We start from the raw sequence: 24,631 nt of genomic DNA, 5'->3' as shown, positions 1-24,631 counted from the left end.
TCCCTCAGCTCCCCGCCGGATTCTAGGCATCGAGAGTAGCGATCCAATGAACATCACAGAACCGAGTTTCGACGAAGCCGAAATTGCGTTGCTGCGAGAGTGCCTCGACTCGAAATGGGTTACGCAGGGGCCGCTCACGGAACGATTCGAGCGGCTCATTGCAGAGAAGCATGACCTCAAGCATGCCCTCGCATGCACGTCCTGCACCGCCGCACTGCATCTGGCGACTATGGCTCTGAAACTCGGGCCAGGAGACGAGGTGATTGTTCCCGCTTTCACGTGGGTAACAAGCGCGCACTCGGCTGAATACGTCGGTGCGAAGCCTGTCTTCGTCGATGTCGATCCGTCGACCTTCAACATCGATCCGGAACGGCTGGAAGCAGCGATCACACCACGTACGAAGGCCATTATTGCGGTTCACCTGTTCGGTCTCGCCGCACCGATGGACGAGATCCTGGCCATTGCGCGGCCGCAAGGCATTCAGGTGATAGAAGACGCCGCATGCGCGATCGGCACGACCTACAAAGGCCGACCGGTTGGCGCGATTGGCGACATCGGTTGTTTCTCATTTCACCCGCGGAAGGCTGTCACAACGGGGGAGGGGGGCGCCGTAACCACCAACCGCGATGATCTTGCGGAGCGCGTGCGATCGCAACGCAACCACGGATCCACCGGCGCTCCGGATGCGTCGATCGAACCTCATGGCCCGTGGACGATGGCGACGTTTGACAACCTCGGCTTCAACTTGCGCCTGTCCGACATCCAGGCCGCGGTCGGCGTGGCGCAAATGGGCAAGCTCGACCGGCTGCTGGCGGAACGCAGGCGTCTCGGGCGCCGCTATTCCGAGTTGCTGGCTGGAAACAATTCGATTGCGCGACCGCTCGGCGGGGATGTCGATGGGCATGCATTTCAATCGTACGTCATTCGTATCGTCGACGGGCATCGCGACCGCCGCAACGCGATGATGGCGGCGCTGGCCGCCGCGGGAATTCAGACCCGGCCGGGCACGCATGCGGTGCACCGGCTCGGCTACTACAGGAACAAGTATGGCCTGCGCCCCGAGCAGTTTCCGAACGCGACACTTGCAGAGGATACGACGATCACGCTGCCTATTTTTCCGAACATGACAGAGGAGGATCAGCGCCGGGTGGTTGATTGCATCAATCGAGCCAGCGCTTGAGACGAGTGCGGAATGCAGTCGGTGTCTTCGAAGCTGTTTCGGTCGGTTCGCTCCATGCTGGGGGGCTCGCGCTTTCCCAGGCTCTCCGAGTTCGCGCGAAAGAACCATAATTTTGGCGCAGCTGTCTCTGCGCTTTCTCCGGTACCGCAGCGACGACGCGTCGATCAGGCGATTATCGAGAATGTGAACCGGGTTGCTACCGAGCGCGATTATGAACTTCTCACCTCTCTACTGGACACGCTGCGACCATTTCTGAACCCCGATCAATCCGCCGACGCGCGCGACTTTTGGGATGCTCTGGTGGCCGATTGTCGCGCGATCGCTGAGGATCGATTGGTGCGAGGTGAGATGAACTCGCTCTGGGGGGTCACGCCGATCGTCAATCTGAGCGCGTGGGTTGCGGCAGATCGTGCCTTGGGCGTGAATGCCCGCTCGCTGGTGTTCACGACCTATCACACGTCGTCGAACTTTGATTTCGTGTGCTCGGAAATTCAAGCGCGCCTCGTCGCTGAACGTGGCGGGGATTGGTTCCTGTTTCGATGGCTCATGCTGATCTGGGCCGTTGCCAACTTCGATTTTTTTCATCTCTACAATGATCGCGGTATCATCGAACCGGCAGGCGGCTACGGCAGTCCCCGGTTTGGAATCGCGGTGCGCGAGATGGAAATATATCGCCGGGCCGGGAAGCGGCTCTATACCTACGCATACGGTGCCGATCACAGAACGCGCGAGAAAAACCTGGCGCTTGGAAAGTGGAACTTCTGCTCCGAATGTCCTAATCCAGGTGTCTATTGTGTCTGCGACGATGCCGGCGGCACCGCCATGCTGAGCGTCATCAGGGAGTACTCGACGGCCGTGGTTGCGCACGGACTGGCTATGAAGCTGATCCCTGGTGCTCGAAATGTGCCGTATCTGACGGTCGATGTTCAAAAGTTCTCCCCCCGACGATCCTGGTCTCAAAGGGATGGAAAGCTGGTTGTGGGTCACTTTCCGAACCACGGCTACTTCAAGGGGACGAAATACCTCCAGAGCGCGATCCAGGCCTTGCAGGCTGAAGGTCATGCAGTCGAGCTCCTGCAACTGAGCGGAAAGCCGCACAATGAAATACTGGAGGCGATGCAGACGGTTGACGTCCTTGTCGACCAGCTCATAAGCGGATCGTTCGGCTTGACTGCCGTTGAAGCGATGGCATCGGGCTGTCCTGTCATCTGCTATCTGCACGACGGCGTAGCGGTCGCCGATCGCGAAGCATGTCCGGTCATTGAGGCAAATCCGGATACGATCAGGGAAGTCCTGCATCAGCTCATCTCGGACCGCACGCGGCTTTCCGAGGCCGGAGCCGCGGGCCCTGAATATGTCCGGAAGAACTACTCGGTAGAGGCGCTCGGCGCGCATTTGGCGGATCTATACGTGGCGACCGCAGACTTGCCGAGGCCGCTGAAAGCAACACTCGCCGAACGCGCGAAGGCGCTGAATTCGTGATGTCGTCAAACCGATCGCTGCTCGAAAATTCGAACCGGTCTTGCGGACTCGTGACCAGTGCGCGGGACGCCTGAGCCAGTGTCAATTTCCTACGTCGAAGTTGGCCCCGAGAGTCACCTGAATCAGGGCGACTCAACGCGGGCGATCGAGGCGGAAAACGCACGCGCGTTGCGTTTGATCGACGATTTTCAGCGAAGAACGGGCCGACCGCTTCGCGTTCTTCACATCGGCAACATAGCCAACAACGCCTACAATAACGCCCGCATTCAGCGGAAGCTGGGTATCCAGGCAGACGTGTTATGCTACAATTACTACCACATCATGGGATGCCCCGAGTGGGAGGATGGCGCGCTGCAGGAGGGCTCCTCGGCACTTGGGCAGGATCATTTCAGGCCGGATTGGTGGGCGACAAGCCTGAAGGGATGGAAGCGGCCGCGTTGGTTCGTTCAGGGGCCATCCGTGCTTTGCATTGAATACCTTCGCGCCAAGAACGGCGGTTGGAGAAGCACGGCATATCTGAAATGGTTAGAACTGGAGTTGACCGCTCTTCAGGACGCTCGTTCCGGCGGCAGTAAGGGCTCCCTTGCCAAATATGTTCCCCGGCATCTGAGATTCCTGCTCTGGCTCAGCGGGCCGGGCCGGTCATGGTATGACAACAGGCAACCGCTTAGCTTGTACAGAATATGGCTTGGAACGTTCGTCGCAAACGGCGTGCTCGGACGTGAATCCAACACGGATCGGTTCGAGACGAATTGGCTGGACAGAATCTCGGCTGCTGCATGGTTGAAGATTGCGCGCCGGGGTCCGCAAGCCGATGCGGAGGCTCGCTCCGCACTCAGCGCGTTACGGGAGGATGTTCGCGGGCTGTGCACCGGCGGCATTCGGGAAAGGTCATCTTCGCTAGCTCGTTCACTGACCCACAGCTTCCTGACGCTCCTGGAGCGCGTCATGCTCAAGTTCATTCCGGTCTCGGAAACCGGCTGCGTGGCGCGGTCGATGTCCGATCCGGTCACGCGAGCAAAGGAAATCGAGACGTTGCTGGATGAGATCAGGAGCGACCCTGCCGAGCTTGATGGTCAGTCGCTCAGCTATCGCGAGGAATATGTAACGAAGCACCCAAGGCCCTTCGAAGATGTCCTCCTGTACTATGACGTCATCCAGGGATATGCGATCGACGGTCTGATACCGATGATGAACGGCGTCAAGAATTTCTGCTGCTACGAGCACGGAACGCTGCGTGAAATCCCGTTCGAGAACAATCTGACGGGGTTGATCTGCCGGATCTCGTTTCAGCGCGCGCCCGCGGTGTTCGTAACCAATTCGGACGTGCTGCCCTCGGTCGAGCGGTTGGGACTGAAGGAGGATAGGGTGTTCTACCTCCCGCATGCGTTTGATAATCACAAGCTGCGCGCATTCCGCGACGCGCATCCGGAACTAAGTCCCCCGACAGGCGGGCCCGTCATTTTCTTCAGCCCCTCGCGTCACCACTGGAAGCGGGGAAATTCATCCTGGCTGAAGGGCAACGACGTGATCATCCGCGCCGCGGCCGAAGTCGCGCGCATGACGAGAGACTTCAAGCTCGTATTCGTTGAATGGGGCCAGGAGGTCGCAGACAGCAAGGACTTGATCGAGGAACTCGGCCTGTCCGATCTGGTTGAATGGATCCCGACCCTGTCCAAACGCGAGCTGTGGCGGCACTACTGCGTCTCGCATGCAGTGGTTGACCAATTCATTGTCCCAGCTCTTGGCGGTGTCGGGTTCGAGACAATGGCGTTGGGAGTCCGGTTGATTTCCGCCATCGACGAGCAACAGACGGCCTTGTTTTTCGGTCGAGAGCCGCCGCTGCTCGCGGCCGGTAACGTCGCTCAATGCGCTGCGCGAATGCGGGAAGTCATCCAGGATCCTCTTGATACCCGAGGCCGAGGTCAGGCTGCTTCTCAATGGATGTCGACGTTCCATTCCGCGGAAAGAATTGTCGCTCTCCAGTGCAAAGCGTATAGCAATTTGCTGGAAGGGCAGTGGTGACGACGTTTCCCGCGATGCCGATGCTGATTTCTTAGAGTTGTCACAAACGATGCTTAAGCAGATCTCATCTTTCATCAAGCAGTATCCGCCTGTTTTTCGCGCGTTGCGGCCGGTATTCTATTTCGCTTTCGGCCGGTGGAACGCGTTCACCTCGGAGCTTGTAATCCGTCGCACGCAGTTCGTGCAGGCTCGAATCCCGAAGATGTCCGCCGCGGGTGAAGCTACATCGCGAAATAGACAGATTGGCAGATCTGCGTCTGGTCGCGAAGTGGTGATGCTTGTCGTCTCCGATCTGCGCGTCGACCCGAGAGTTGAAAGAGAAGCTCGGGCGCTTGGCGTCGCCGGCTATGATGTGACCGTGATCTGTCCCGAGCCCACGAAGGGTGCAGGGGCAACCTTCAATCTTGATTGGGGACCGCGCGTTCATATTCAGCACGCCGACTGGACGGCGGCGACGTTCATGGGCGAGCAGCCGGGCTATCTTGCGGAGCAGCTTTACCTGGAAGCGGTGAAGCGGAAGCCGTTTGCGTTCCATGCGCATGATCTCTCTACGGCCTATGCTGCGATGGCGGCCGCAAAGTACCGAGGCGCGCACCTTGTGGTCGACTTCCACGAGTGGTTTTCAGAAAATGTTCATTGGAACACGAAGCAGTCCGCCTGGGCGCCGTATCCTGCGGAGTGGAAACGGGCGCTTCAGGAGCTGGAAGTTCGTTGTCTAAACGAGGCGTCCGCCACGATCACCGTATGTGACTCAATTGCCGATGCAATGGAGACCGAACTCGGCGGTAGCCGTCCCGTCGTGGTCCGCAACATTCCCGATATCGCGGTCACACCGTCGCGCGAGTATCCGCCGCTGAGGCAGCAACTGGGGCTGCCGGAATCGACGTTCGTTCTGCTGTGGCAGGGAGGGACCGGCCCGACGCGCCTGATCGAGCCGATCATTGAATCCCTTGCCTACGCACCTGATTGTATTTTCGTCATCCGCGGTCCTTCCCTGGATCTGTTCGGGCCCGACTATCTGGCGTTGGCGCGACGCACCGGCGTGGAGGGCAGGGTCGTGCTTGCTCCGCCGGTCCCGTCGAAGGACGTTGTCGCGGCCGCCCGAGGGGCGGATGCCGGGATCTGGACGTTGCCGGCCTTGTGCCGCAACTTCACTTTTGCGCTCCCCAACAAGATTTTTGAATATTTGGCCGCCGATCTTCCCGTCCTCGTTGCGCACTACGCCGAGGCGAAGCGTCTTGTCGTCGAGAACGAGGTCGGGTTGACGTTCGATCCTTACGATCCGCGTTCCATCGCGGAATCGATCAATCGAATGGTCCGAGATAAGGAACTCCGAGCGGGTTTCACCGCCAACACGCGGAAGACTCTTGCAAGGCTGGATGCAAAGTCGGAGTGGCAGAAGGTCGTTTCGCTTTACCACAGCCTGTCTCCAAGACAGCCGCCGCAACGCGGATCCACGCAATGAGACATCGACTGAGATCGCTCGCGCGGCTCGTGTTGCCGCGGAGCGTTCGACAGTGGATGCTCACGACCTGGTCGATTGCGCGATCGCCGGGGCGAGGGGCAATCGTCCGCCACAAGTTGCGGACGCTGCCGCGAAAGCTTCTCAGCCTGGCCGCTAAGTTACTTTCGATTGTCATTCTGAAGCTCGCGATTTGCATCGCTCCGGCAGTTGGAGCCGTGCGGTTGCGGTGCGGACGGCCCAGGACGTTGTGGGGCGTAACGCCGATCCTGACCCTGCAGCTCAAGGCAAGGGCAGATCGGGCGCTTGGCTTTCGATCGATCTCTCTTGTCTACGTCACCTACGTTGTAACGTCCCGCTTCGATCTAAATCTTCAACAGCCTTACGTATTGGCGCTCAAGTCTGGACTCGGGCTCGCGTTCCAGCGTTTGGTGCTCGCATGGGCCCTGGTTCGGTATGATGTGTTTCACTTCTTCGCCGACCGCGGGCTGCTTGAGTCAACGGAGCGTTTGCAGATCAATTCCGAGGAGCTTGCCGCGCTGCGGCGGGCCCGCAAGCGGGTTTATATTTATGCGTATGGTGCCGATGTCCGTACCAGGCTTGCGACCCTGGCCCTCGGCAGGTGGAATTTCTGCGTCGACTGCACGGAGCCGCCCAAATATTGCACGTGTCACGACGCAGATGCGCAGCGCTATGTTTCCGAATTGTCCAAATCCGTCACGGCCCTGGTCTCGCTCGGCGACATGCTGGCCTACATGCCTGCGGCAAAGCATATCAACTATTGGCCGTTGGATATGGATCGGTTCAATGCAGTTTTCCCGGAGACGCCATCCGGTCCGCTTCGCATCGCTCACGCGCCAAATCACACGCACTTCAAGGGCTCAAAATACCTGGAGCGGACGATAGACAGGCTGAAGGTGCAGGGATACGACATCGAATACTGCAAGATACAAGGCGTTCCCAACAGCGAGGTCCTCGCGCTGTTCGCCAAATCCGACATCGTGGCGGATCAGTTCATCGGCGGTGCTTACGGATACACTGCGCTTGAGGCGATGGCGCTGGGCAAGCCGGTCTTAAGCTTCGTGAGAAGTCCGGATCTGGTCGAAGCGCCGGAGGAATGCCCAATCATCAACGCAACGCCGGATGAACTTGAGCAGGCAGTGCTGTGGGTCATCCGCAATCGGGATAGCCTTCGCAAGATCGGCGAGCAGGGCCGGCGCTATGTCGAGCGTTGGCACGGCATATCGGCGATCGCGGCGCGGCTTGGACAGCTTTATCGGGACACTGCAAACTTTCCGCCTCATGTCGTCGATCGCATTCGGAGCCAGCAGGAGCAGGAGGAAGCCCGACGCAACTCCATTCCCCTCGTGAGGAATTGGCAGCATCCTTTCCAGATCGCGAGGCAGCCTGCTTCGGAAGGTCTCAGTGCGCTCGCCGGGACGACGCCCTGATGATCGGACCGCAAGGGGGGCTCCGATGACATCGGTCGACACGTCCGGCGTGATCGCGCGCTCGCCGCAGCCCCAGAGCCTTGATTGGCATCGGCGTTTCCGGGAACTGCATGGGCGCGCGCTGCGCGTGCTGCACCTCGGCAACATCGCGAACAACGCGTTCAATAATGCCAGGATCCAGCGCCAGCACGGCATCGACGCGTATGTCATTGCCTACGAGAACTACCACATCATGGCGTCCCCGGAATGGGAGGAGGCAACGTTCGAGGGAGACCTCGGAGATCCATTCTTTCCGGATTGGACCAGGGTCGATCTTGGAGGCTACCAGCGACCTAGGTGGTTTGCCTCTGGACCGCTGAATTTGTGTTGCGCCATGATTGGTGCTGAGGTTGGCGGTCAGCCGGATCGGGCCGACGAATTTCGTCGCTTGCTGGATCGAGCCCGGCAGTCGGTATGTTCGCAGCGTGCATCTGCCCGCCTGATCCGTCTCGGCCAGAAAATAAAGCGGAGGATTCGTCGATTCCCGGCAATGGCCCGCGACGTCTTCATGCACCGCGTTCTGGCAAGGGATGATCCGCAACAGAAGCGGCTTGTTGATGTCTGGCGGCAAGGGAGTGCGCCGGGTTCTCCGCCAAGCGGCGCGGACTTTGGCAGCTACCGAGCGCGGCTCGCGCCGCTTTTGAACCTGCTGGATCGGTTTGACGTCATCCAGGCCTACGCTACCGACGGGGCTTGGCCGCTGCTCGCTCGGCGCTCCTATTTTGGATATGAGCATGGAACGTTGCGAGCAATTCCGTTTCAGGACGACGGCCTCGGGCGGCTTACCGCCACGGTGTTCCTCGGAGCCGACCACGTCTTCGTCACGAACATCGATTGCGTACCTGCTGCACGGCGGCTTGGGGTGCTGCCGGATAGGATCACTCCGCTTCCGCATGCGTTCGACGATACAAAGCTTGTTGAATTCGGGGGCAGGAATAGCGCGATAAGGCCGCCCGACGACCAGGTCGTTGTTTTCCATCCGACCCGGCACGACTGGCGGGACTCGGACCCCAGCCTGGTGAAGGGCAATGACCGCCTGATCCGAGCCTTTGCGAGTGTTGCGCAGCAAGCGCCTGCGCTGCGGCTTGCCATGATCGCCTGGGGACGCGACCTTGACGCCTCGCGAGAGCTCATACGAAGTCTGGGTCTCGACGATAGGGTGCAGTGGCTCGCGCCGATGCGCAAACCGGAATTGTGGAGGACGTATCTCCGTAGCCACGCTGTGCTGGATCAGTTCGTTCTTCCATCATTCGGTGGAATTACCTTTGAAGCGCTGGCGCTTGGCAGGCGCGTCATCACGAACGTGGATTCAGGTATGGCCAAGGAGTTCTTTTCCGAAGCGCCTCCCATCTTGTCGGCATCGACCGAGAGTGAGATTGCCGACGCGCTTCGCAGGATCATCGCGGATCAGGAGGACCGACATGGGATCGGTGCTGCTGGAGCAGCCTGGATCCGGCAATATCACTCCGCGGAAAGAATCGTCGAGTTGCAGTTGGCGGCGTATCGACGGCAGATCGAATCTGTTCGGGCCTGATACACCACAGTGATGCATGACAGCGGCGCGCACAGATCGTCACATTCGCTCAGCAAGATGAAAATCCTTCACGGCCCCTTCAATATCGGCAATCAGCCATGGTCGCTCTCGCGTGCCGAGCGCAGGCGCGGAAACAAGAGCGACCTGGTCGTTCGAAGTGGAACCTGGTTTCGATACCCGGCCGACAAGGTTTTATATGACGACACGGCAACCGACTTTCAGAAGGTGGCCCGAAGCGCGTGGTTCGGGTTGTCCGCGCTGCTGCGCTATGACGTGCTGCACTACTATTTTGGAACGACGTTCCTGTATCCAGGCTATGCGTTCGAGGGCGTAGGCCGGATGGGGCCGCTGCTCAATCGGCTCGTGACGATCGATCTCCAGCTGGCCAAGGGATTGGGCAAGAAGAGGTTCATGACCTTGCAGGGATGCGACGCAAGGCTGGCGGGCGAGGGCAACCGGCGAAACGGGTGGACCATGTGCGCCAGCGGGCGCTGCTCTGCCTATGAAGCCTGCGTCACGTCGCTGGATGCGCGCCGGTCCCGCCTGATCGATCGCGTGCTTCCGCTGTTTGACCGCGTGTTCTATCTCAATCCGGAACTGGGGCACGTCGTTCCGGGAGGGCAGTTCCTGCCTTACGCCAATGTGGAGATCAGTCATTTCTCTCCCGAGTATCCCCGCGCCGAAGGCAAGCCGAGAATTGTCCACGCGCCAAGCGATGCGAGTATCAAGGGCACTCAGATGATCCTTGATGCACTGGAGCGCCTGAAGTCCCGGTTCGACTTCGAGCTGATCCTTGTCGAAAAGAAAACGCATGAGGAGGCGATGGCCATTTACCGGTCCGCCGATCTTGCCATTGACCAGGTGCTTGCGGGTTGGTACGGCGGCTTTGCCGTCGAGATGATGGCGATGGGAAAGCCGGTGGTGTGCTATGTCAGGGAAAACGACTTGCAGTTCGTCCCGCCGGCCATGCGGGATGATCTTGCGATCCTGAACGTCGATCCCGGGCGGCTCACGGAAGATCTTGCGGCCATTCTCGAGCGTCGAGCCGAGTGGACAGAGCTCGGGAAGCGGGCTCGTCGCTATGTCGAGCGATGGCATGATCCTGATCATATTGCCGGGGCGATGATCGCTGCCTATCGCAGCCCCGACAGCAAGTTCGTGCTGGCGCCGGCGGGCGCCGCGGTCGAGTAGTTCAGATGTGTGGCATTGCTGGCATTCTGCATTTTGGCGCCTGTCCGGACGCGAACGCCCGAATCCGGAATATGGCGGCCAGTATCGAGCACCGCGGCCCTGATGACAGTGGATTCCATGTGTCGGCAGACGTCGCATTGGGCTTCCGCAGGCTTGCGATCGTCGACCTGGCCACGGGCAACCAGCCAATGAGCAATGAGGACGCAACCGTATGGGTCGTCTTCAATGGCGAGATCTACAATCACCGCGAGCTGAGGAAAGAGCTCGAGGCCGCTGGGCATGTTTTTGCGACAGACCACTCGGACACCGAGGTTCTGGTCCATGGCTGGGAACAGTGGAAGGACAGGTTGTTCAACAAGCTGAACGGCATGTTCGCCTGCGCCATCTGGGACGAAAGCCAGCGTGAGCTGGTGATCGCCCGCGACCGATACGGGATCAAACCGGTCTACGTTGCGGAGTTGCCCGGCAAGGGTCTCGTCTTCGGTTCGGAGGTGCGTGCGCTGTACGCCAGCGGATTGCTGGACAAGCAGTTCGATGCGTCAGCGACGCTGGAGTACTTCACGCTGATGAACAATTGGGGAGGGCGCACGCCGTTCCGGGGCGTCCGCCTTCTCAAGCCTGGCACCTTCGAACGCATGACGGCGAGCGGGAGCTCGTGCGATACCTATTGGGGTGCCTCTTACAATCGCAAGTACTCGCCCGGTCTGGCGCGGGCTTCGGGCGAATTCGGCGAAATATTGCAGGCGGCGTTGCGCAGGCAGTTGGCTGCGGATGTGCCGGTCATGGCCTATCTGTCGGGTGGTATCGACAGTTCGGCGATCACGGCAGGTGCGCATCAGATCGATCCGGTCGTCCGCGCCTATTCATGCATCTTCGATCTCGAGAATGTCGGTGTCGACAGATTCGTCGACGAGCGCGAGTTTTCCCGGGCGGTTGCAAAGCAGCTCAACATCGAACGCGTCGAGCTCATGGTGCCGCAGGATGCCTTGGCCCGTCATCTCGATGCGACGGTTGGAGCGATCGAATATCCTCGCATGGGAATGGCCTATGTGAACTATCTGATCGCACAACGCGTCGCTCAGGACGCCAAGGTCGTCCTGTCGGGTACCGGCGGTGACGAAGTCACAGGAGGGTATGTCGGCAGATACGCCATCGTGCCGCGGGCGGCTCCGGCTTCCCTGATGCAGCGTGTCACGAAGCGCTTTCGTGCCGCGGCGGGAGATCAGGCGGCTTCACGGGATGCCTTTGCCCTCTACCGGGCAAGCCTTAACGTGCCGGTATCGGCCGAGAGGATCGACGATGCCTTTACGCCGGAATTTCGGCGAGCCGCGGGAGGTTTTGATCCGATAGCTGCGATCGGAGATGCGATCGAGACGGTTCCGTCGCGGGACCCCTGGGACGCCGTCATGCACGTCGACATGACCACCTATCTTCCAGGTCTTTTGTCACTGGAAGACAAGCTGTCCATGGCGCATTCCCTTGAGACTAGGGTGCCGCTTCTGGATAATGAGCTGGTCGACTATCTGCTTGGCGTGGATTGGGGCCTGCTGTCCGACGGCACCACGGGCAAGATTCTGTTTCGCGAAGCCGTCCGGCCGCTGGTCCCCGACACGATTTACCGGAAGCCGAAGATGGGATTTGGCCCTCCGGACGCGTCTTGGTACAGAGGGATTCTGCGCTCATGGATCGAGGAGCAACTTTCGGAATCTCGCATTAGGCAGCGAGCCGTATTCCAACACGCCTTCGTGCGTCGGATTCTGGACGAGCATTTCGAGCAAAAGGCAAACCATGTCGCGTTGATCTGGTGCATGCTCAGCTTCGAGTCCTGGTGCAAGCAACATGGTGCCTATGGCGGCGCTCTCCTTTAGTTGCAGTTGTAGGAGCTAATTTTATGCGAACCGTTGCGTCTTCACGTCTCCGTCCGAACGGAATGGAGCTTCAGCTTGAGGCTTTCGCGCAACAAGATGGCCAAGTCATCGAAGGAGTCCTTCGGACGCCCGATGCATCACTATGGTATCCGATTCTGCACGGGGTTCCCTGCTTCCTGACCGGCCCGATGCAGCCTGACTTGACCGATTTCTGCTCACGATACGGCTTGCCGAAGCCGGTGACCGCGCAGAGCCGGCCGGAAGCCCATGAGCAGGCCAAGACAAATCAGACCTTCTCGGACAAGTGGCGTCGCTTCAAGCAGTATGGGTTACAGCCCGAGCACAAGGAATTCCTGTTCGGTTGGTACTGCAAGAAGCTCGGGTTGCCCGATCTGGACGCCTTGAAAGCTTTCTACCGGTCCAAGCAACGCGTGCTCGAGGTTGGTCCAGGCTCAGGCTTTAACACGAGGTTCATCGCCGAGAACTGTCCGGGCGAGGTGTTTGCGCTCGACGTGTCGGATGCGGCGCTGACGACGTTCGAGAACACCCGCGATCTCGACAACTGCTCGGTCGTCCAGGCCGATTTGATGGAAGCCCCTTTCCTCGACGACACGTTTGATTTCATCATTGCAGACGGGGTGCTGCATCACACGCCCAACACGAGATCGGCAGTGGAGGCCCTGTACCGAAAGGTCAGGCCTGGCGGCCAATTCTTCTTTTATGTCTACCGGAAGATGGGCGCCGTGCGCGTCTTCGCCGACGATCATGTCCGCCAGAATTTCATGCCGCTCTCCGCGGAGGAATGCTACGCCGCATGCGAAGGGATCACGGAGCTAGGCCGAGAGCTATCGCGGCTGAACGCTTCGATCACGCTTGAAAAGTCGATTCCGGTGCTGGGGATTCCCGCTGGAACGCATAACGTTCAGCGATTGCTGTACTATAATTTCCTGAAATGCTTCTGGAACGAGGCGTTCGACTATGAAACAAACAACATGGTCAACTTCGATTGGTATCATCCACACAACGCCTGGCAGCACAGTGATGATGAGGTTGCGGGCTGGATGAAGGAGCTCGGAGTCAAGAGCTATACCTTCAATGACTCCAATCCGAACGGAATTTCAGTCTTGCTGACGAAGCCAACGGTCTGATACGGGCATGCGGATATTATTGACGGGCTGTAGCGGTTTCGTCGGCTCTGCTCTCGGCCCTCGGTTGGTGACCGAGGGGCATGAGCTCTTCTGCGTCTGCCGGCCGGGAACGTCGGTCGCCTTCGGAACGCAGGTGATTTGGGATGGAGCGGCTTCGATCGAAGAGTCCGGCTTCCCCAAGACAATCGATGTTGTTGTTCATGCCGCTCAGTCGCGCCGCTACCGCGATTTCCCTGCGGATTCGCGCGAGATGTTTGACGTCAACGTCGGCATGACAATGCGACTGCTGGATTGGGCGGCTCGGGCGGCGGTCAAACACTTTTGCCTGCTTTCGTCGGGGGCGGTCTACGAACCGTTCGCGGGAACGCTGAGAGAGGATGCTGGTCTGGCGCCCCCCGGCTTCCTCGGCGCGAGCAAGTTTGCCTCTGAAGTTGTTGCGAAGCCGTTCTCCAGCATCTTCTCCTTGAGCATTCTGAGGTTGTTCTTTCCGTACGGTCCGGGCCAGCGCGATCGACTCATTCCGCTGCTGATCCGCAGGGTCCAGGACGGCGCGGCAATCCAGCTCTCCGGCGGCACCGAGGGGATCCGCCTCGCGCCCACCTTCATCGACGACATCGTCGAGATCATCCTTGCGAGTATTGCTTCGTCATGGACGGATACGCTCAACGTGGCAGCCTCCGAGGTGCTCTCGATCCGGCAGATCTCGAACACGATAGGTCAGCAGCTCGGCGTCGAACCGAAGTTCGAAATCGTGAACCCGAACACCCCTTCCGTCGACATTGTTCCTGATCTTAGCCGCCTTGCATCTCGTTTCAGCTTGCGGCGGTTCGTGCAGTTCAAGGAAGGGCTTCAAAAGACGATGTCCGTGGGTCCTGTCGACGCACCGGAGCGTCGTCTGGCTGAATCCCAACACCGTTAGTAAATGTCCATGACGCTGAAGATACTGACCATCGTTGGTGCCCGGCCGCAGTTCATCAAAGCCGCGGCCGTCAGCCGCGCGATCCGGGAGACCAGTGGGCTTTCGGAAGTGATGGTGCATACCGGTCAGCATTTCGACCCGAACATGTCGGACGTCTTCTTCGAGGAGCTCGACATTCCGAGGCCTCGACATCATCTCGATATCCATGGCGGCGGCCATGGCGATATGACGGGACGTATGCTGATGGCGATCGAGCCGATCCTGCTCGAGGAAAAGCCCGACTGGGTCGTCGTCTACGGCGACACCAATTCGACGCTGGCCGGTGCTCTCGCGGCGTCGAAGCTGCATATTCCGGTCGCGCATGTCGAGGCGGGCCTTCGATCGTTCAACCGCCGCATGCCGGAAGAGATCAACCGGGTCGTGACAGACCATCTCTCCGCGCTGCAGCTTTGTCCGACGACGACCGCCGTCACCAATCTGGCTGCTGAAGGCGTGACGGCAGGCGTACATCACGTCGGGGACGTGATGTATGATGCGACTCTGTTCGTGGCCGACAAGGCCGAGAAGAGCTCGGCGATTTTGAGCAATCTCGGTCTGGCCCCCAAGGCATATGCGCTTGCGACGATCCATCGCGCCGAGAACACCGGCGATCGGCAGCAGCTTCTCGCGGTCGTGCAGTTCTTGCAGGATCAGTCGCGAAAGTTTCCCGTTGTCCTCCCGCTGCACCCGCGCACCCGACAGGCTGCGCTGGCGATGGGGGTCGATCTGGACGGCCTGAAGGTCATCGATCCAGTGGGTTACCTCGATATGGCGAAGCTGCTGCACAACGCCCTTGAAGTCTATACGGACTCGGGAGGGGTGCAAAAGGAGGCGTATTTCCACCATGTGCCGTGCATCACGTTGCGTGATGAGACCGAGTGGACGGAGACGATCACCCACGGGTGGAACCGGCTCTGGAAACAGGTGGCGCACGCAGAGCGGCGCGAGATCGATGAGTATGGGACGGGCCGCGCTGCTTACCAGGTTGCTCGCTTGTTGAGCGGCGCGCGATAGCCTTGCTTTGGGAATTTGACCAAGCAATGCGTTGAAGCTATCGCCAGCTGTGGACGCAGAAGATGGGGCGTTCCGGCTGTCCGGCGCGTAGCCAAGGACGCTTCGTTTGGGGCGTTGCGAGGGCTAATGACAGTCCCGCTTGGTTTCGTGCCTCGGCGCTTGACGAGGTCCCAAGCATGGCTTCCAGGGTTGTGGCTTTGCCGCTATGACGCTATCAGAGGCTGAGTTTGACGCTTTTCAGGCCGACTATCCGTAACAACCCCGTACGAGTGATGAAATGAATTCCGAATTGATCGCAAAACTCAACGAGAGAACGGCCAAGATCGGCATCGTCGGCTTGGGCTATGTAGGTCTGCCTTTGATGCTTCGCTATTGCGAGGTCGGTTACAAGGTGATCGGCTTTGATATTGACCAGACAAAGGTCGACGCACTTCGCGCCGGCCGCTCGTATATCGAGCACATATCGAGTGGCAGCATCAGAAATGCGATGGAACTAGGGTTTGAGCCGACCACGGATTTCTCTCGCGCGAAGGAAGTCGATGCGCTGATCCTTTGCGTCCCGACGCCGCTCAACAAGTACCGCGAACCCGATCTCAGCTTCGTGCTAAATACGACGGAGTCGCTGCTGCCGTATCTCCATCAGGGAATGGTGCTGTCGCTCGAAAGTACCACCTATCCCGGTACGACCGAGGAGGAGCTGAAGCCGCGCATCGAAAAGTGCGGCTTCACGGTCGGCAAGGACGTCTTTCTTGTTTTCTCGCCAGAACGCGAAGATCCCGGCAATCAGAATTTCACGACGCGTTCGATCCCGAAGGTCTGCGGTGGCTGCACGCCGGCATGTCTCGAGGCCGGCATCGCACTCTACCGCCAGGTGATCGACAAGGTCGTGCCGGTAAGCTCGACCCAGGCCGCCGAGCTGACGAAGCTGCTCGAGAATATCCATCGCTCGGTGAACATCGGACTCGTCAACGAGATGAAGATGGTTGCCGACAAAATGAGCATCGACATTCACGAGGTGATCCGCGCTGCGGCAACCAAGCCGTTCGGGTTTGTTCCGTACTACCCCGGTCCCGGCATTGGCGGACACTGCATTCCGATCGACCCGTTCTATCTGACCTGGAAGGCGCGGGAATACGGTATGCATACGCGCTTCATCGAGCTCGCTGGAGAGATCAATTCCTCGATGCCGGACTACGTCGTATCGAAGATCTCGCTGGCCCTCAATCAGCGGCACAAGTCGATCAGCGGCAGCTCGATTTTGGTTCTCGGCATCGCTTACAAGAAGAACGTCGACGACGTTCGTGAATCGCCGTCGGTGCTGCTGATGGAGAGGCTCCGCGATCTCGGCGCCAAGGTCGCCTATAGTGATCCGCACGTTCCGGCGTTCCCAAAGATGCGAGCGCATTCGTTCGACTTGTCCAGCGTTGCGCTCACTGCGGAGAATCTGCAGCGCTTCGATTGCGTTCTGCTTGCAACTGACCACGACAAGTTCGACTATCAGCTGCTAGGCGCGCATGCGCCGCTGCTTGTCGACTGTCGTGGAAAGTATTCTCAGCCGGCAGACAATATCATTCGCGCGTAGGCGATCACGAGAGCTCTCCGGCTATCCATCCGCCCGTACGTCCTGTCTAGAAAGGACAGCTGACAATTCGGAGCGGCACGCTAGGCGGCGCTTGCATGTCGCAGACGTTCGGTTGCCGCAGTCGTCGACGCCGTCTGGTCGAACGCTGACCGCGGCGTAATGTACCAGAGCAGGAACAGCAGACCGGTGCCGTTCGTCAGCAGGGCGGTTGAAAGCGGCACATTGAGGAGAACCTGGGGGAGCAGCCCCGCGGAGAGCAGCACGAATTGCGACGGCAAGCCGGACGACAGGCGATTGCCGAGGGCAATGATCAAGCCGCAGCCCAGCGCGGATACCGGGGCGAGCACGAGGCCGACCGAAGCGACGCCTTCGGTGGCGAACAGCGAAGCGTTGAAGGCGCCGAGATCGTAGGCCTTGGCCATGACGGCCCATATCGGCTCGTCATAGGCGCAGGCAACCAGGAGCTTCAACGCGTTGATCTGGCAGAAATGGGTCAGCGGGTGCGCCGAGAAGTAGTTGTTGTAGACTTCAAGGGCGAGCGACGGGATCGCAACCATCCTGGTGTTGACGGTGCCGAAATAAACCAATGCGGGCTTGATTGGCAGCACCTCGGCCTTGACCAGGAAGAACAGGATAGTGCCGATCAGGATCGGCAGGAAAAACGACAGGATCGTCGTGACCCTGGCCTCAGCCAGCTTGCAGATCAGCGCTAGAAACAGCAGCCAGACCGGAGCAAACAGCGCCATCTTGGTCAGCATGATCGGGTAGAACATAAGCATGAGAAGCAGAGCGGCCCCTGCCTGCCAGATCCGCTTGCTGGCGACGAAGCAGGCAAAAGCGAAAGGCAACAGCGCGTTCGAGACGATCCAGACCGCATATCGCAGGACGCCCGGCAACGCGAGCTCCGCGCGATATTTGTAGATCTCGGCGAGATCGACCAGCTTGAGGTTGTAGAGAGACCCGATGCCGATGATCGCGACTGAGGCAATCAGGATGACGGAAGGCATCATGTGAAAGGCGCGTGCCGGCATGACGATAGCCTGCCGTACCGGCGCGGTGATGAACAGCACGGGGGCGAGGAATGCGAGCGCCGAAAGCACGATCGAGGCGAGCGCCAGGCGATGATCGTAATCGAGCACCGAAAATTCGATCAGCCAGAGATACCCCAGGACCATAATGTAGAAGTAGAAGCCGACGAGATAGCCAAAGCTGAAGCGACTGATTGCGAACAGGATGACGAGGGGACTGAACGCCAATACGTTGACGATCGCGGATGCCAGGTGTGCCTTGTCGAAGGCGATGACACCCGGGAAGGAATCGATGATCGTAATGCAATACAGCGAGATGCAGCAAACCACGACGTGGGCATAGGCAAGCAGGGCAAGCTTGGCCTGGCGCCATCCGAAACCCGGCTCCAGCTGAATAACGCGATCGTTCATTCTCACCTACCGCCGTCTCGGGCTGCGCCTTTGGACTGCCTCGTGGATAGTCATCGTATTCGGCAGACTAACCCGCGATCGCCAACCGATGCCGCCTTTTGAGCCAGGGGCATGGCACGACGCCGATAAGACGACAAGAACTATGCTGATCCTTCATTCTATTATTCCTGGTTAATAACGCAAATGCCGCTTGTTGCTCCGGGGGCTGGGGAGCGGTTGTCCCTGATCGGATCGCCGTTACCCGGCGAGGCTTGTCGCAAGGACTTTTGCCATGCTCACAGAGGCCAAGCGCGCCGAGGCCGCGTGAAATCGTGGTGCCGCGGCCGCGGCCGCCTGACTGGTGCATGGCCTTGCCTTACCCCGAGTTTTCTGGGTAATGGACGTTGTCGCGCGGCTCGCAAGGCCGCTTGTTCCCTCGGCTCTTCGGCAGGTTGCAATGGCCGGCCACGAGACAAGACAGGGCCTGTTGCATGATCAGATTTGGCCTGCTCGGATGCGGGCGTATCGCCAAGCGTCACTCCGATCTCCTGGGTGGCAACCACATCGAGGGAGCGAGCCTGGTCGCGGTCTGCGATCCGATCCGCGCACGCGCCGATGCGGTTGCCGGGAAGTTCGGCGTTGCTGCCCATTACGACATGGACGAATTCCTGGCGCGGAAGGACATCGATGCCGTCGCCGTGCTGACGCCGAGCGGGCTGCATCCCGCGCATGTGATCGCCTGTGCCAAGGCCGGCAAGCACACCGTGGTCGAGAAGCCCATGGCGCTGCGGCTGCAGGACGCCGACGACATGATCCGGGCCTGCGACCAGGCCGGCGTCAAGATGTTCATCGTCAAGCAGAACCGCTTCAACGTGCCCGTGGTCAAGGCGCGCGAGGCGCTCGACGCCGGCCGCTTCGGTAAGCTCATCCTGGGGACGGTCCGGGTGCGCTGGTGCCGCGACCAGGCCTATTACGACCAGGACGATTGGCGCGGCACCTGGGCCTATGACGGCGGCGTGCTGACCAATCAGGCGAGCCACCATGTCGACATGCTGGAGTGGTTCTTCGGCGACGTGGTGAGCGTGCATGCGCGCGCGGCAACGGCGCTGGCCAATATCGAAACCGAGGATACGGCCGTCGCAACGCTGAAGTTCCGCAACGGCGCGCTCGGGATCATCGAGGCGACCACCGCGGCGCGCCCGACCGATCTCGAGGGTTCGCTCTCGATCCTGGGCGAAAAGGGCACCGTCGAGATTTCGGGCTTCGCGGTCAACCAGATCCGGCACTGGCGCTTTGTCGACGAGCTGCCGTCCGACAAGGACGTCGTGGAGAAGTTCTCGGTCAACCCGCCCAACGTCTACGGCTTCGGCCATCAGGCCTATTATCACCACGTGGTCGATTGCCTGGAAAACCAGCGCGCCGCGCTGGTCGACGGGCTCGAGGGCCGCAAGAGCCTTGAACTGATCTCGGCCCTCTATGAGTCGATCGAGACCGGCGAGGAAGTCGCGCTGCGCTTCACGCCACGGCTGAGCCGGCTGGGCGTCGTTTCGTGAACCGGCCGGAGGTGCATCAGGCCAGCGTGCGCGATGTCGCGTTCGGCGAACGCGTCAAGATCGTCGAGCCCTGCAACCTCTATGGCTGCAAGCTCGGCGACGACTGCTTCGTCGGCCCCTTCACCGAAATCCAGAAGGGCGTGATCGTCGGGGCGCGCACCCGCGTGCAGTCGCATGCCTTCGTCTGCGAGCTCGTCACCATTGGCGAGGACTGTTTCATCGGTCACGGTGTGATGTTCGTCAACGACACGTTCTCCACCGGCGGCCCGGCGCGTGGACGCAAGGAGCTGTGGCGCGAGACGGTGATCGGCAACCGGGTGTCGATCGGCTCCAATGCGACGATCATGCCGGTCAGGATCGTCGACGACGTCGTCATCGGCGCCGGATCGGTGGTGACCAAGGACATCACGACGCCAGGCACCTATGCCGGCAATCCGGCCCGCCGGCTGCTGACGAGCCAATAGGCAACAGGGGAATATCGATGGCGGTGCCGTATGCCGACCTGCAACTGCAATACCAGTCCATCAAGGGCGAGATCGACGCTGCGATCGCCGGCGTGATCGGCGACAACGCCTTCATTCGCGGCAGCTATGTCGACGCCTTCGAGCGCGAATTTGCGGCGGCGGCCGAGGTCGCTCATTGCGTGTCCTGCGCCAACGGCACCGACGCGCTTTACCTTGCCATGCGGGCGCTGAAGGTGGAGCCGGGCGACGAGGTGATCACGACGGCGCATTCCTGGATCTCGACCGCGGCGATGATCACTCATTCCGGTGCCACCGTCGTCTTCTGCGACACCGACGAGGCGACGTTCACGATCGATCCGGCGGCCATCGAGGCCGCGATCACGCCGCGCACGGTCGGCATCATCCCGGTGCATCTCTATGGCCAGCCCGCGGATATGGACGCGATCATGGCGATCGCGCAGAAGCACAAGCTGTGGGTGATCGAGGATTGCGCCCAGGCCCATCTCGCGCGTTACAAGGGCCGCATGGTCGGCACCTTCGGCGAGGCCGCGACCTATTCATTCTATCCCGGCAAGAATCTCGGCGCGATGGGCGATGCCGGCGCGGTCGTCACCAACGACGCGGCGCTCGCCGAGCAGATGGCCATGCTGGCGCGCCACGGTGGACTGGTGAAGCACCAGCACCACATCGAAGGCATCAACAGCCGGCTTGACGGCATGCAGGCCGCGATCCTCTCCGCCAAGCTGCCGCATCTTGCCGCCTGGACCGCGGCCCGGCAGGCGGCGGCCGAGGTCTATGATGCCGGCCTCAACCAGATCGAGGATGTCGTGGTGCCCGAGGTCGCGCCGGCGCGCAGCCACGTCTATCACCTCTACACGATCAGGCATCCGCGCCGTGACGCGCTCGCCGCCCATCTCAACGCCAACGGCGTGCAGACCGCCATCAACTATCCCACCGCGCTGCCGTTCCTGCCGGCCTATGCGCGGTTCGATCACCGGCCTGAGCAGTTCCTCAATGCGCATCGCGATCAGGGCCGGATTCTCTCGCTGCCGATATTCGCCGAAATCACGCGCCAGCAGCAGGACGAGGTCATCGAGCTGATCCGGAAGTTCTGATCGCGATCGCGATCGCGGCCTCGCGCCTGACGCTGGGGTCTTCAGCTCCCGAGCAGCAGAGGCCTCAGGAACTTTTCCAGATTGGAGCCTGAGAACAGGTAGCCCTTCAGCCCGGCCGCACGTGCCGCCTCGAGATCCGTCGGCTGATCGCCGACCAGAAAGCTGCGTTCGACGTCGACCGGAAAGCGTTCCAGCAGATCATTGATCATGCCCGGCGACGGTTTGCGCCGGTGGCTGACCTGCCGATATCGTTCAACCGTCCCTTTAGGATGGAACGGGCAGTATTCAAAGGCGTCGATATGCGCGCCGATCCTGCCGAGCTCATCGGCCATCCAGTCGTGAAGCTGCCGGACGTGTGTCTCCTCGTAGAGACCCCTTGCGACGCCTGACTGGTTGGTCACGACGAACGCAAAATACCCCTTGTCGTTGACGGCCTTGACCGCCTCGCGTGCGCCGTCGATCCAGACCAGCCTGTGGCTTTCGAACAGGTAACCGATGTCCTGGTTCAGGACGCCGTCCCGATCGAAGAAGACGGCCGGCCTTCGCGGCTGATCTCCGGAAGCGCTGCTCATGAGGTGATGATCCGTCCGTCTCCACGGGGCGCGAGCTAGCTCAATAGTTCACAACGCCGCGCGCGACAAATGCGGACTGATCAAACGCCGGGTGATCTCAAGGCCTAACGCTCGTCTGCAATCACCTTGCCGTCGTTCGGCAGCGAGCCGGTGCCGACCAGCTCGACGGTGCCGCCGAGCTTTGTCACGGCACGCAGCGTTGCCGCGACGTCGCTCTGCAGGGCATCCGCCGCCGAGGCGCATTCGGCCCTCAGCGTCATGGCGTCGGCCTCGCCGGCGCGCGTGACCACGAGGCGCAGCCGTCCGAGCTCGGGATGCCGCCTGCCGATCTCCGCGATCTGCTCGGGGCGCACGAACATCCCCTTCACCTTGGTGGTCTGGTCGGCGCGGCCCATCCAGCCCTTGATTCGCATGTTGGTGCGTCCGCACCGGCTCGCGCCGGGCAGGGCGGCGGTCAGATCGCCGAGCGCGAGGCGGATCCAGGGATGGTGCGGATCGAGCGAGGTCACCACGATCTCGCCGACGTCACCCGGCGCAACCGGATCGCCGGTGCCGGGCTTGACGATCTCCAGGATGAGGTCCTCGTTGACCGTCATCCCCTCGCGCGCCGCCGTCTCGAACGCGATCAGGCCGAGATCGGCGGTGCCGAAGGCCTGGTAAGCCTCGACGCCGCGCGACTTCATCTCCTCCTGCAGCGATTTCGGAAATGCCGCGCCTGATACCAGCGCGCGCTTGATCGAGGACACGTCGCGGCCGGCGGTGGCGGCGGCGTCGAGCAGGATCTTCAGGAAGTCCGGGGTGCCGCTATAGCCGACCGGGCGATAGGCCTCGATCAGCTCGAATTGCTGCTCGGTATTGCCGGGGCCTGCCGGGATCACCGCACAGCCGAGCGCCCGCGCGGAAGCATCGAAGATGAAGCCGCCGGGGGTGAGATGATAGCTGAAGGTGTTCAGCACCACGTCCCCCTCGCGAAAGCCCGCCGCAAACAGCGCCCGGGCGCCGCGCCAGGGGTCCGCCTGGCGGCCCTCGGGCTCGAAGATCGGTCCGGGCGAGGTGAACAGCCGGGCGAACGAGCCGGGCGTGTCGGCCACGAAGCCGCCGAACGGCGGGACGGCCTTGTGCAGGGCCGGCAGTTCCGACTTGCGCAGCACTGGCAGCCCCGCCAGCGCCTCCCGGCCGGTGATGGAGGCGGGATCGGTGCCCCTCAACAGGTTGGCATAGGCGGGCGCCGCCATTGCCTTGCGCAGCACCTCAGGCAGCCGGGCGAACAACGCGGCCTCGCGCTCGGCCGGATCGCGCGTTTCAAGGGCGTCGTAATGGTCGGTCATGGCAGGTCCTTGAGAGGAAGTGCGCGGGTTGCGTGCCGGTCCGCCCGTGCTATCAGACGGTGACCGCTGACATTGGGACGGTTCCAGGGAGCACGATGGCTGAGGCAGAGAGCGTTGCGGCGGACGGGGCCGCCGACGTCGTCGCGAGGCTGAAGCGCCGCATCATCGACCAGGCCCTGCCGTTGTGGTCGACCGCGGGCTGGGACAGCACCGCCGGCGGCTTTGTCGACCGGTTGCACCGGGATGGGACAGCCGATCGCGCCGCCCCGCGCCGGATCATGGTGCAGGCGCGCCAGATCTATTGCTACGCCAAGGCGGCCCAGCTGGGCTGGTATCCGGAGGGGCGCGCGGTCGCGCTTAAGGGGCTGGACTACCTGCTGGCCAAGGCCAGGGCGCCGGACGGCCGGCCGGGCTTCGTCTACAGCCTGACCGCGGAGGGCGGCGTGCACGACCCGCTGCGCGACACCTACGGCCACGCCTTCGTGTTGCTTGCGCTCGCGACCGCCTACGGCCTCGACCAGGACGCCCAGATCCGCGCCGAGATCGACGCGCTGCTGTCGTTCCTCGATACCCGGCTGCGCTCGCCCCATGGCGGCTTCCACGAGGGCCTGCCGCCTTCGATGCCGCGCCGGCAGAACCCGCAGATGCATCTGTTCGAGGCGATGATCGCCTGCTTCGACGCGACCCACGATTTGTCGTTCCAGAACCGTGCCGGCGATTTCTTCGCGCTGTTCCTCGCCAACCTCTACGACAAGCAGACGCGCACCCTCGGCGAATATTTCGAGGAAGACTGGTCGAAAATCCCGCCGGTCAGCGTCGAGCCCGGGCACCTCGCGGAATGGGTCTGGCTGCTGAAGGGCTTCGAGCGCATCACCGGCTGCCCGACCGGGCGCCCGCGCGGCGAGCTGCTGGCGTCGGCGCTGCGCTATCGCGACGCGGCCACCGGCTGCCTGGTCGACGAGGGCGACGCCGAGGGCAACATCCGCCGCCACACACGGCGGCTGTGGCCGCAGAGCGAGCTGGCGAAGGCCTGGATCGCGCAGGCCGAGTCGGGCGAAGCCGGCGCGGCGGACGAGGCGCGTGCGGCGCTGGTGCTGCTCGAGCGGCACTATCTCGGCCATGCCGTGGCCGGCGGCTGGTACGACCAGTTCGACCGCGACGGCAATTCGCTGGTCGACACGATCCCGGCGTCGTCGTTCTATCATGTGCTCTGCGCGGTTACTGAAGCCGAGCAGGTGCTCGGATAG

The 24,631-nt window shown here is 61.2% G+C and carries 19 protein-coding genes; 16 read left to right on the top strand and 3 right to left on the bottom strand.

Translation table 11 applies throughout. The annotated features are described in order from the left end of the window. The first annotated feature begins 46 nt into the window (after nt 1-46). The 12 genes from QA639_RS29500 (at nt 47) to QA639_RS29445 (ending at nt 16,934) form a co-directional block, all read left to right on the top strand. The gene (locus QA639_RS29500; protein ID WP_157343042.1) at nt 47-1,180 is read left to right on the top strand and encodes a DegT/DnrJ/EryC1/StrS family aminotransferase; all 1,134 of its coding nucleotides are present in this window, start codon (nt 47-49) and stop codon (nt 1,178-1,180) included. Nucleotides 1,181-1,192: 12 nt separating this feature from the next. Then, a complete protein-coding gene (locus tag QA639_RS29495) occupies nt 1,193-2,662 on the top strand; it encodes a glycosyltransferase (RefSeq protein ID WP_157343043.1) in 1,470 nt (489 codons plus the stop codon). A gap of 78 nt (nt 2,663-2,740) precedes the next feature. After that, entirely contained in the window at nt 2,741-4,687 is a 1,947-nt protein-coding gene (locus QA639_RS29490) for a glycosyltransferase (RefSeq protein WP_157343044.1), read from the top strand. After that, complete coding sequence (locus tag QA639_RS29485; RefSeq protein WP_283087868.1) at nt 4,635-6,152, top strand: glycosyltransferase family 4 protein; 1,518 nt, start codon at nt 4,635-4,637, stop codon at nt 6,150-6,152. The genes QA639_RS29490 and QA639_RS29485 overlap by 53 nt, the downstream gene beginning before the upstream one ends. Nucleotides 6,153-6,208: 56 nt before the next feature. After that, complete coding sequence (locus QA639_RS29480; protein WP_157343046.1) at nt 6,209-7,600, top strand: glycosyltransferase; 1,392 nt, start codon at nt 6,209-6,211, stop codon at nt 7,598-7,600. Nucleotides 7,601-7,625: 25 nt separating this feature from the next. Then, complete coding sequence (locus QA639_RS29475) at nt 7,626-9,173, top strand: glycosyltransferase family 4 protein (protein WP_157343048.1); 1,548 nt, start codon at nt 7,626-7,628, stop codon at nt 9,171-9,173. A gap of 9 nt (nt 9,174-9,182) precedes the next feature. Beyond that, nucleotides 9,183-10,364, top strand: coding sequence for a glycosyltransferase family protein (locus tag QA639_RS29470; protein WP_157343050.1), 1,182 nt, complete (start codon nt 9,183-9,185; stop codon nt 10,362-10,364). A 5-nt stretch (nt 10,365-10,369) separates the two neighbouring features. Beyond that, a complete protein-coding gene (gene asnB, locus QA639_RS29465; RefSeq protein WP_283087867.1) occupies nt 10,370-12,232 on the top strand; it encodes an asparagine synthase (glutamine-hydrolyzing) in 1,863 nt (620 codons plus the stop codon). 23 nt (nt 12,233-12,255) lie between these two features. Beyond that, nucleotides 12,256-13,380 (top strand): class I SAM-dependent methyltransferase, encoded by a 1,125-nt coding sequence (locus QA639_RS29460; RefSeq protein ID WP_157343054.1) that lies wholly within the window; start codon nt 12,256-12,258, stop codon nt 13,378-13,380. 7 nt (nt 13,381-13,387) lie between these two features. Then, nucleotides 13,388-14,299: an NAD-dependent epimerase/dehydratase family protein gene (locus QA639_RS29455; RefSeq protein ID WP_283087866.1), complete on the top strand. Its 912-nt coding sequence runs from the start codon at nt 13,388-13,390 to the stop codon at nt 14,297-14,299. 9 nt (nt 14,300-14,308) lie between these two features. Further along, nucleotides 14,309-15,352 (top strand): non-hydrolyzing UDP-N-acetylglucosamine 2-epimerase, encoded by a 1,044-nt coding sequence (gene wecB, locus QA639_RS29450; RefSeq protein ID WP_198400135.1) that lies wholly within the window; start codon nt 14,309-14,311, stop codon nt 15,350-15,352. A gap of 277 nt (nt 15,353-15,629) precedes the next feature. After that, nucleotides 15,630-16,934, top strand: coding sequence for a nucleotide sugar dehydrogenase (locus tag QA639_RS29445; RefSeq protein ID WP_157343058.1), 1,305 nt, complete (start codon nt 15,630-15,632; stop codon nt 16,932-16,934). A gap of 80 nt (nt 16,935-17,014) precedes the next feature. On the opposite strand, the gene QA639_RS29440 is transcribed toward QA639_RS29445, so the two are convergent. Continuing rightward, nucleotides 17,015-18,373 carry a hypothetical protein gene (locus QA639_RS29440; RefSeq protein ID WP_157343060.1) on the bottom strand — a complete coding sequence of 453 codons (1,359 nt, stop codon included), beginning with the start codon at nt 18,371-18,373 and terminating at the stop codon, nt 17,015-17,017. A gap of 470 nt (nt 18,374-18,843) precedes the next feature. Between QA639_RS29440 and QA639_RS29435 the strand changes: the two genes are divergently transcribed. Genes QA639_RS29435 through QA639_RS29425 form a run of 3 tightly spaced genes read left to right on the top strand, consistent with a single transcriptional unit; the run spans nt 18,844 to nt 21,484 of the window. Beyond that, nucleotides 18,844-19,905, top strand: coding sequence for a Gfo/Idh/MocA family protein (locus QA639_RS29435; protein ID WP_050383792.1), 1,062 nt, complete (start codon nt 18,844-18,846; stop codon nt 19,903-19,905). Continuing rightward, nucleotides 19,902-20,369 (top strand): acyltransferase, encoded by a 468-nt coding sequence (locus QA639_RS29430; protein WP_283070140.1) that lies wholly within the window; start codon nt 19,902-19,904, stop codon nt 20,367-20,369. The genes QA639_RS29435 and QA639_RS29430 overlap by 4 nt, the downstream gene beginning before the upstream one ends. A 17-nt stretch (nt 20,370-20,386) precedes the next feature. Continuing rightward, nucleotides 20,387-21,484: a DegT/DnrJ/EryC1/StrS family aminotransferase gene (locus tag QA639_RS29425; protein ID WP_283087865.1), complete on the top strand. Its 1,098-nt coding sequence runs from the start codon at nt 20,387-20,389 to the stop codon at nt 21,482-21,484. Between the two features lie 41 nt (nt 21,485-21,525). Here the strand turns inward: QA639_RS29425 and QA639_RS29420 are convergent, their stop codons facing one another. Together QA639_RS29420 and QA639_RS29415 are read right to left on the bottom strand one after the other, a co-directional pair. Further along, a complete protein-coding gene (locus QA639_RS29420) occupies nt 21,526-22,056 on the bottom strand; it encodes an HAD family hydrolase (RefSeq protein WP_283087864.1) in 531 nt (176 codons plus the stop codon). 104 nt (nt 22,057-22,160) lie between these two features. Beyond that, on the bottom strand, nt 22,161-23,384 hold the full coding sequence (locus QA639_RS29415; protein ID WP_283087863.1) for a phenylacetate--CoA ligase family protein: 1,224 nt from the start codon (nt 23,382-23,384) through the stop codon (nt 22,161-22,163). A 95-nt stretch (nt 23,385-23,479) separates the two neighbouring features. Here QA639_RS29415 and QA639_RS29410 point away from each other — a divergent pair, with 95 nt between their 5' ends. Continuing rightward, entirely contained in the window at nt 23,480-24,631 is a 1,152-nt protein-coding gene (locus QA639_RS29410) for an AGE family epimerase/isomerase (protein WP_283087862.1), read from the top strand.

Origin of the sequence: Bradyrhizobium pachyrhizi (genome assembly GCF_029714545.1) — a bacterium.
Classification (GTDB): domain Bacteria; phylum Pseudomonadota; class Alphaproteobacteria; order Rhizobiales; family Xanthobacteraceae; genus Bradyrhizobium; species Bradyrhizobium pachyrhizi.
The sequence above is the reverse complement of the archived record's forward strand: the minus strand, read 5'-3'. Positions and strand labels throughout refer to the sequence as shown.

Coding starts and splice junctions, on each gene's coding strand:
- QA639_RS29500 (WP_157343042.1), top strand. CDS start 47: ATGAACATCACAGAACCGAGTTTCGACGAAGCCGAAATTGCGTTGCTG.
- QA639_RS29495 (WP_157343043.1), top strand. CDS start 1,193: ATGCAGTCGGTGTCTTCGAAGCTGTTTCGGTCGGTTCGCTCCATGCTG.
- QA639_RS29480 (WP_157343046.1), top strand. CDS start 6,209: ATGCTCACGACCTGGTCGATTGCGCGATCGCCGGGGCGAGGGGCAATC.
- QA639_RS29475 (WP_157343048.1), top strand. CDS start 7,626: ATGACATCGGTCGACACGTCCGGCGTGATCGCGCGCTCGCCGCAGCCC.
- asnB (WP_283087867.1), top strand. CDS start 10,370: ATGTGTGGCATTGCTGGCATTCTGCATTTTGGCGCCTGTCCGGACGCG.
- QA639_RS29460 (WP_157343054.1), top strand. CDS start 12,256: ATGCGAACCGTTGCGTCTTCACGTCTCCGTCCGAACGGAATGGAGCTT.
- QA639_RS29455 (WP_283087866.1), top strand. CDS start 13,388: ATGCGGATATTATTGACGGGCTGTAGCGGTTTCGTCGGCTCTGCTCTC.
- wecB (WP_198400135.1), top strand. CDS start 14,309: ATGACGCTGAAGATACTGACCATCGTTGGTGCCCGGCCGCAGTTCATC.
- QA639_RS29445 (WP_157343058.1), top strand. CDS start 15,630: ATGAATTCCGAATTGATCGCAAAACTCAACGAGAGAACGGCCAAGATC.
- QA639_RS29440 (WP_157343060.1), bottom strand. CDS start 18,373: ATGAACGATCGCGTTATTCAGCTGGAGCCGGGTTTCGGATGGCGCCAG.
- QA639_RS29435 (WP_050383792.1), top strand. CDS start 18,844: ATGATCAGATTTGGCCTGCTCGGATGCGGGCGTATCGCCAAGCGTCAC.
- QA639_RS29425 (WP_283087865.1), top strand. CDS start 20,387: ATGGCGGTGCCGTATGCCGACCTGCAACTGCAATACCAGTCCATCAAG.
- QA639_RS29420 (WP_283087864.1), bottom strand. CDS start 22,056: ATGAGCAGCGCTTCCGGAGATCAGCCGCGAAGGCCGGCCGTCTTCTTC.
- QA639_RS29415 (WP_283087863.1), bottom strand. CDS start 23,384: ATGACCGACCATTACGACGCCCTTGAAACGCGCGATCCGGCCGAGCGC.
- QA639_RS29410 (WP_283087862.1), top strand. CDS start 23,480: ATGGCTGAGGCAGAGAGCGTTGCGGCGGACGGGGCCGCCGACGTCGTC.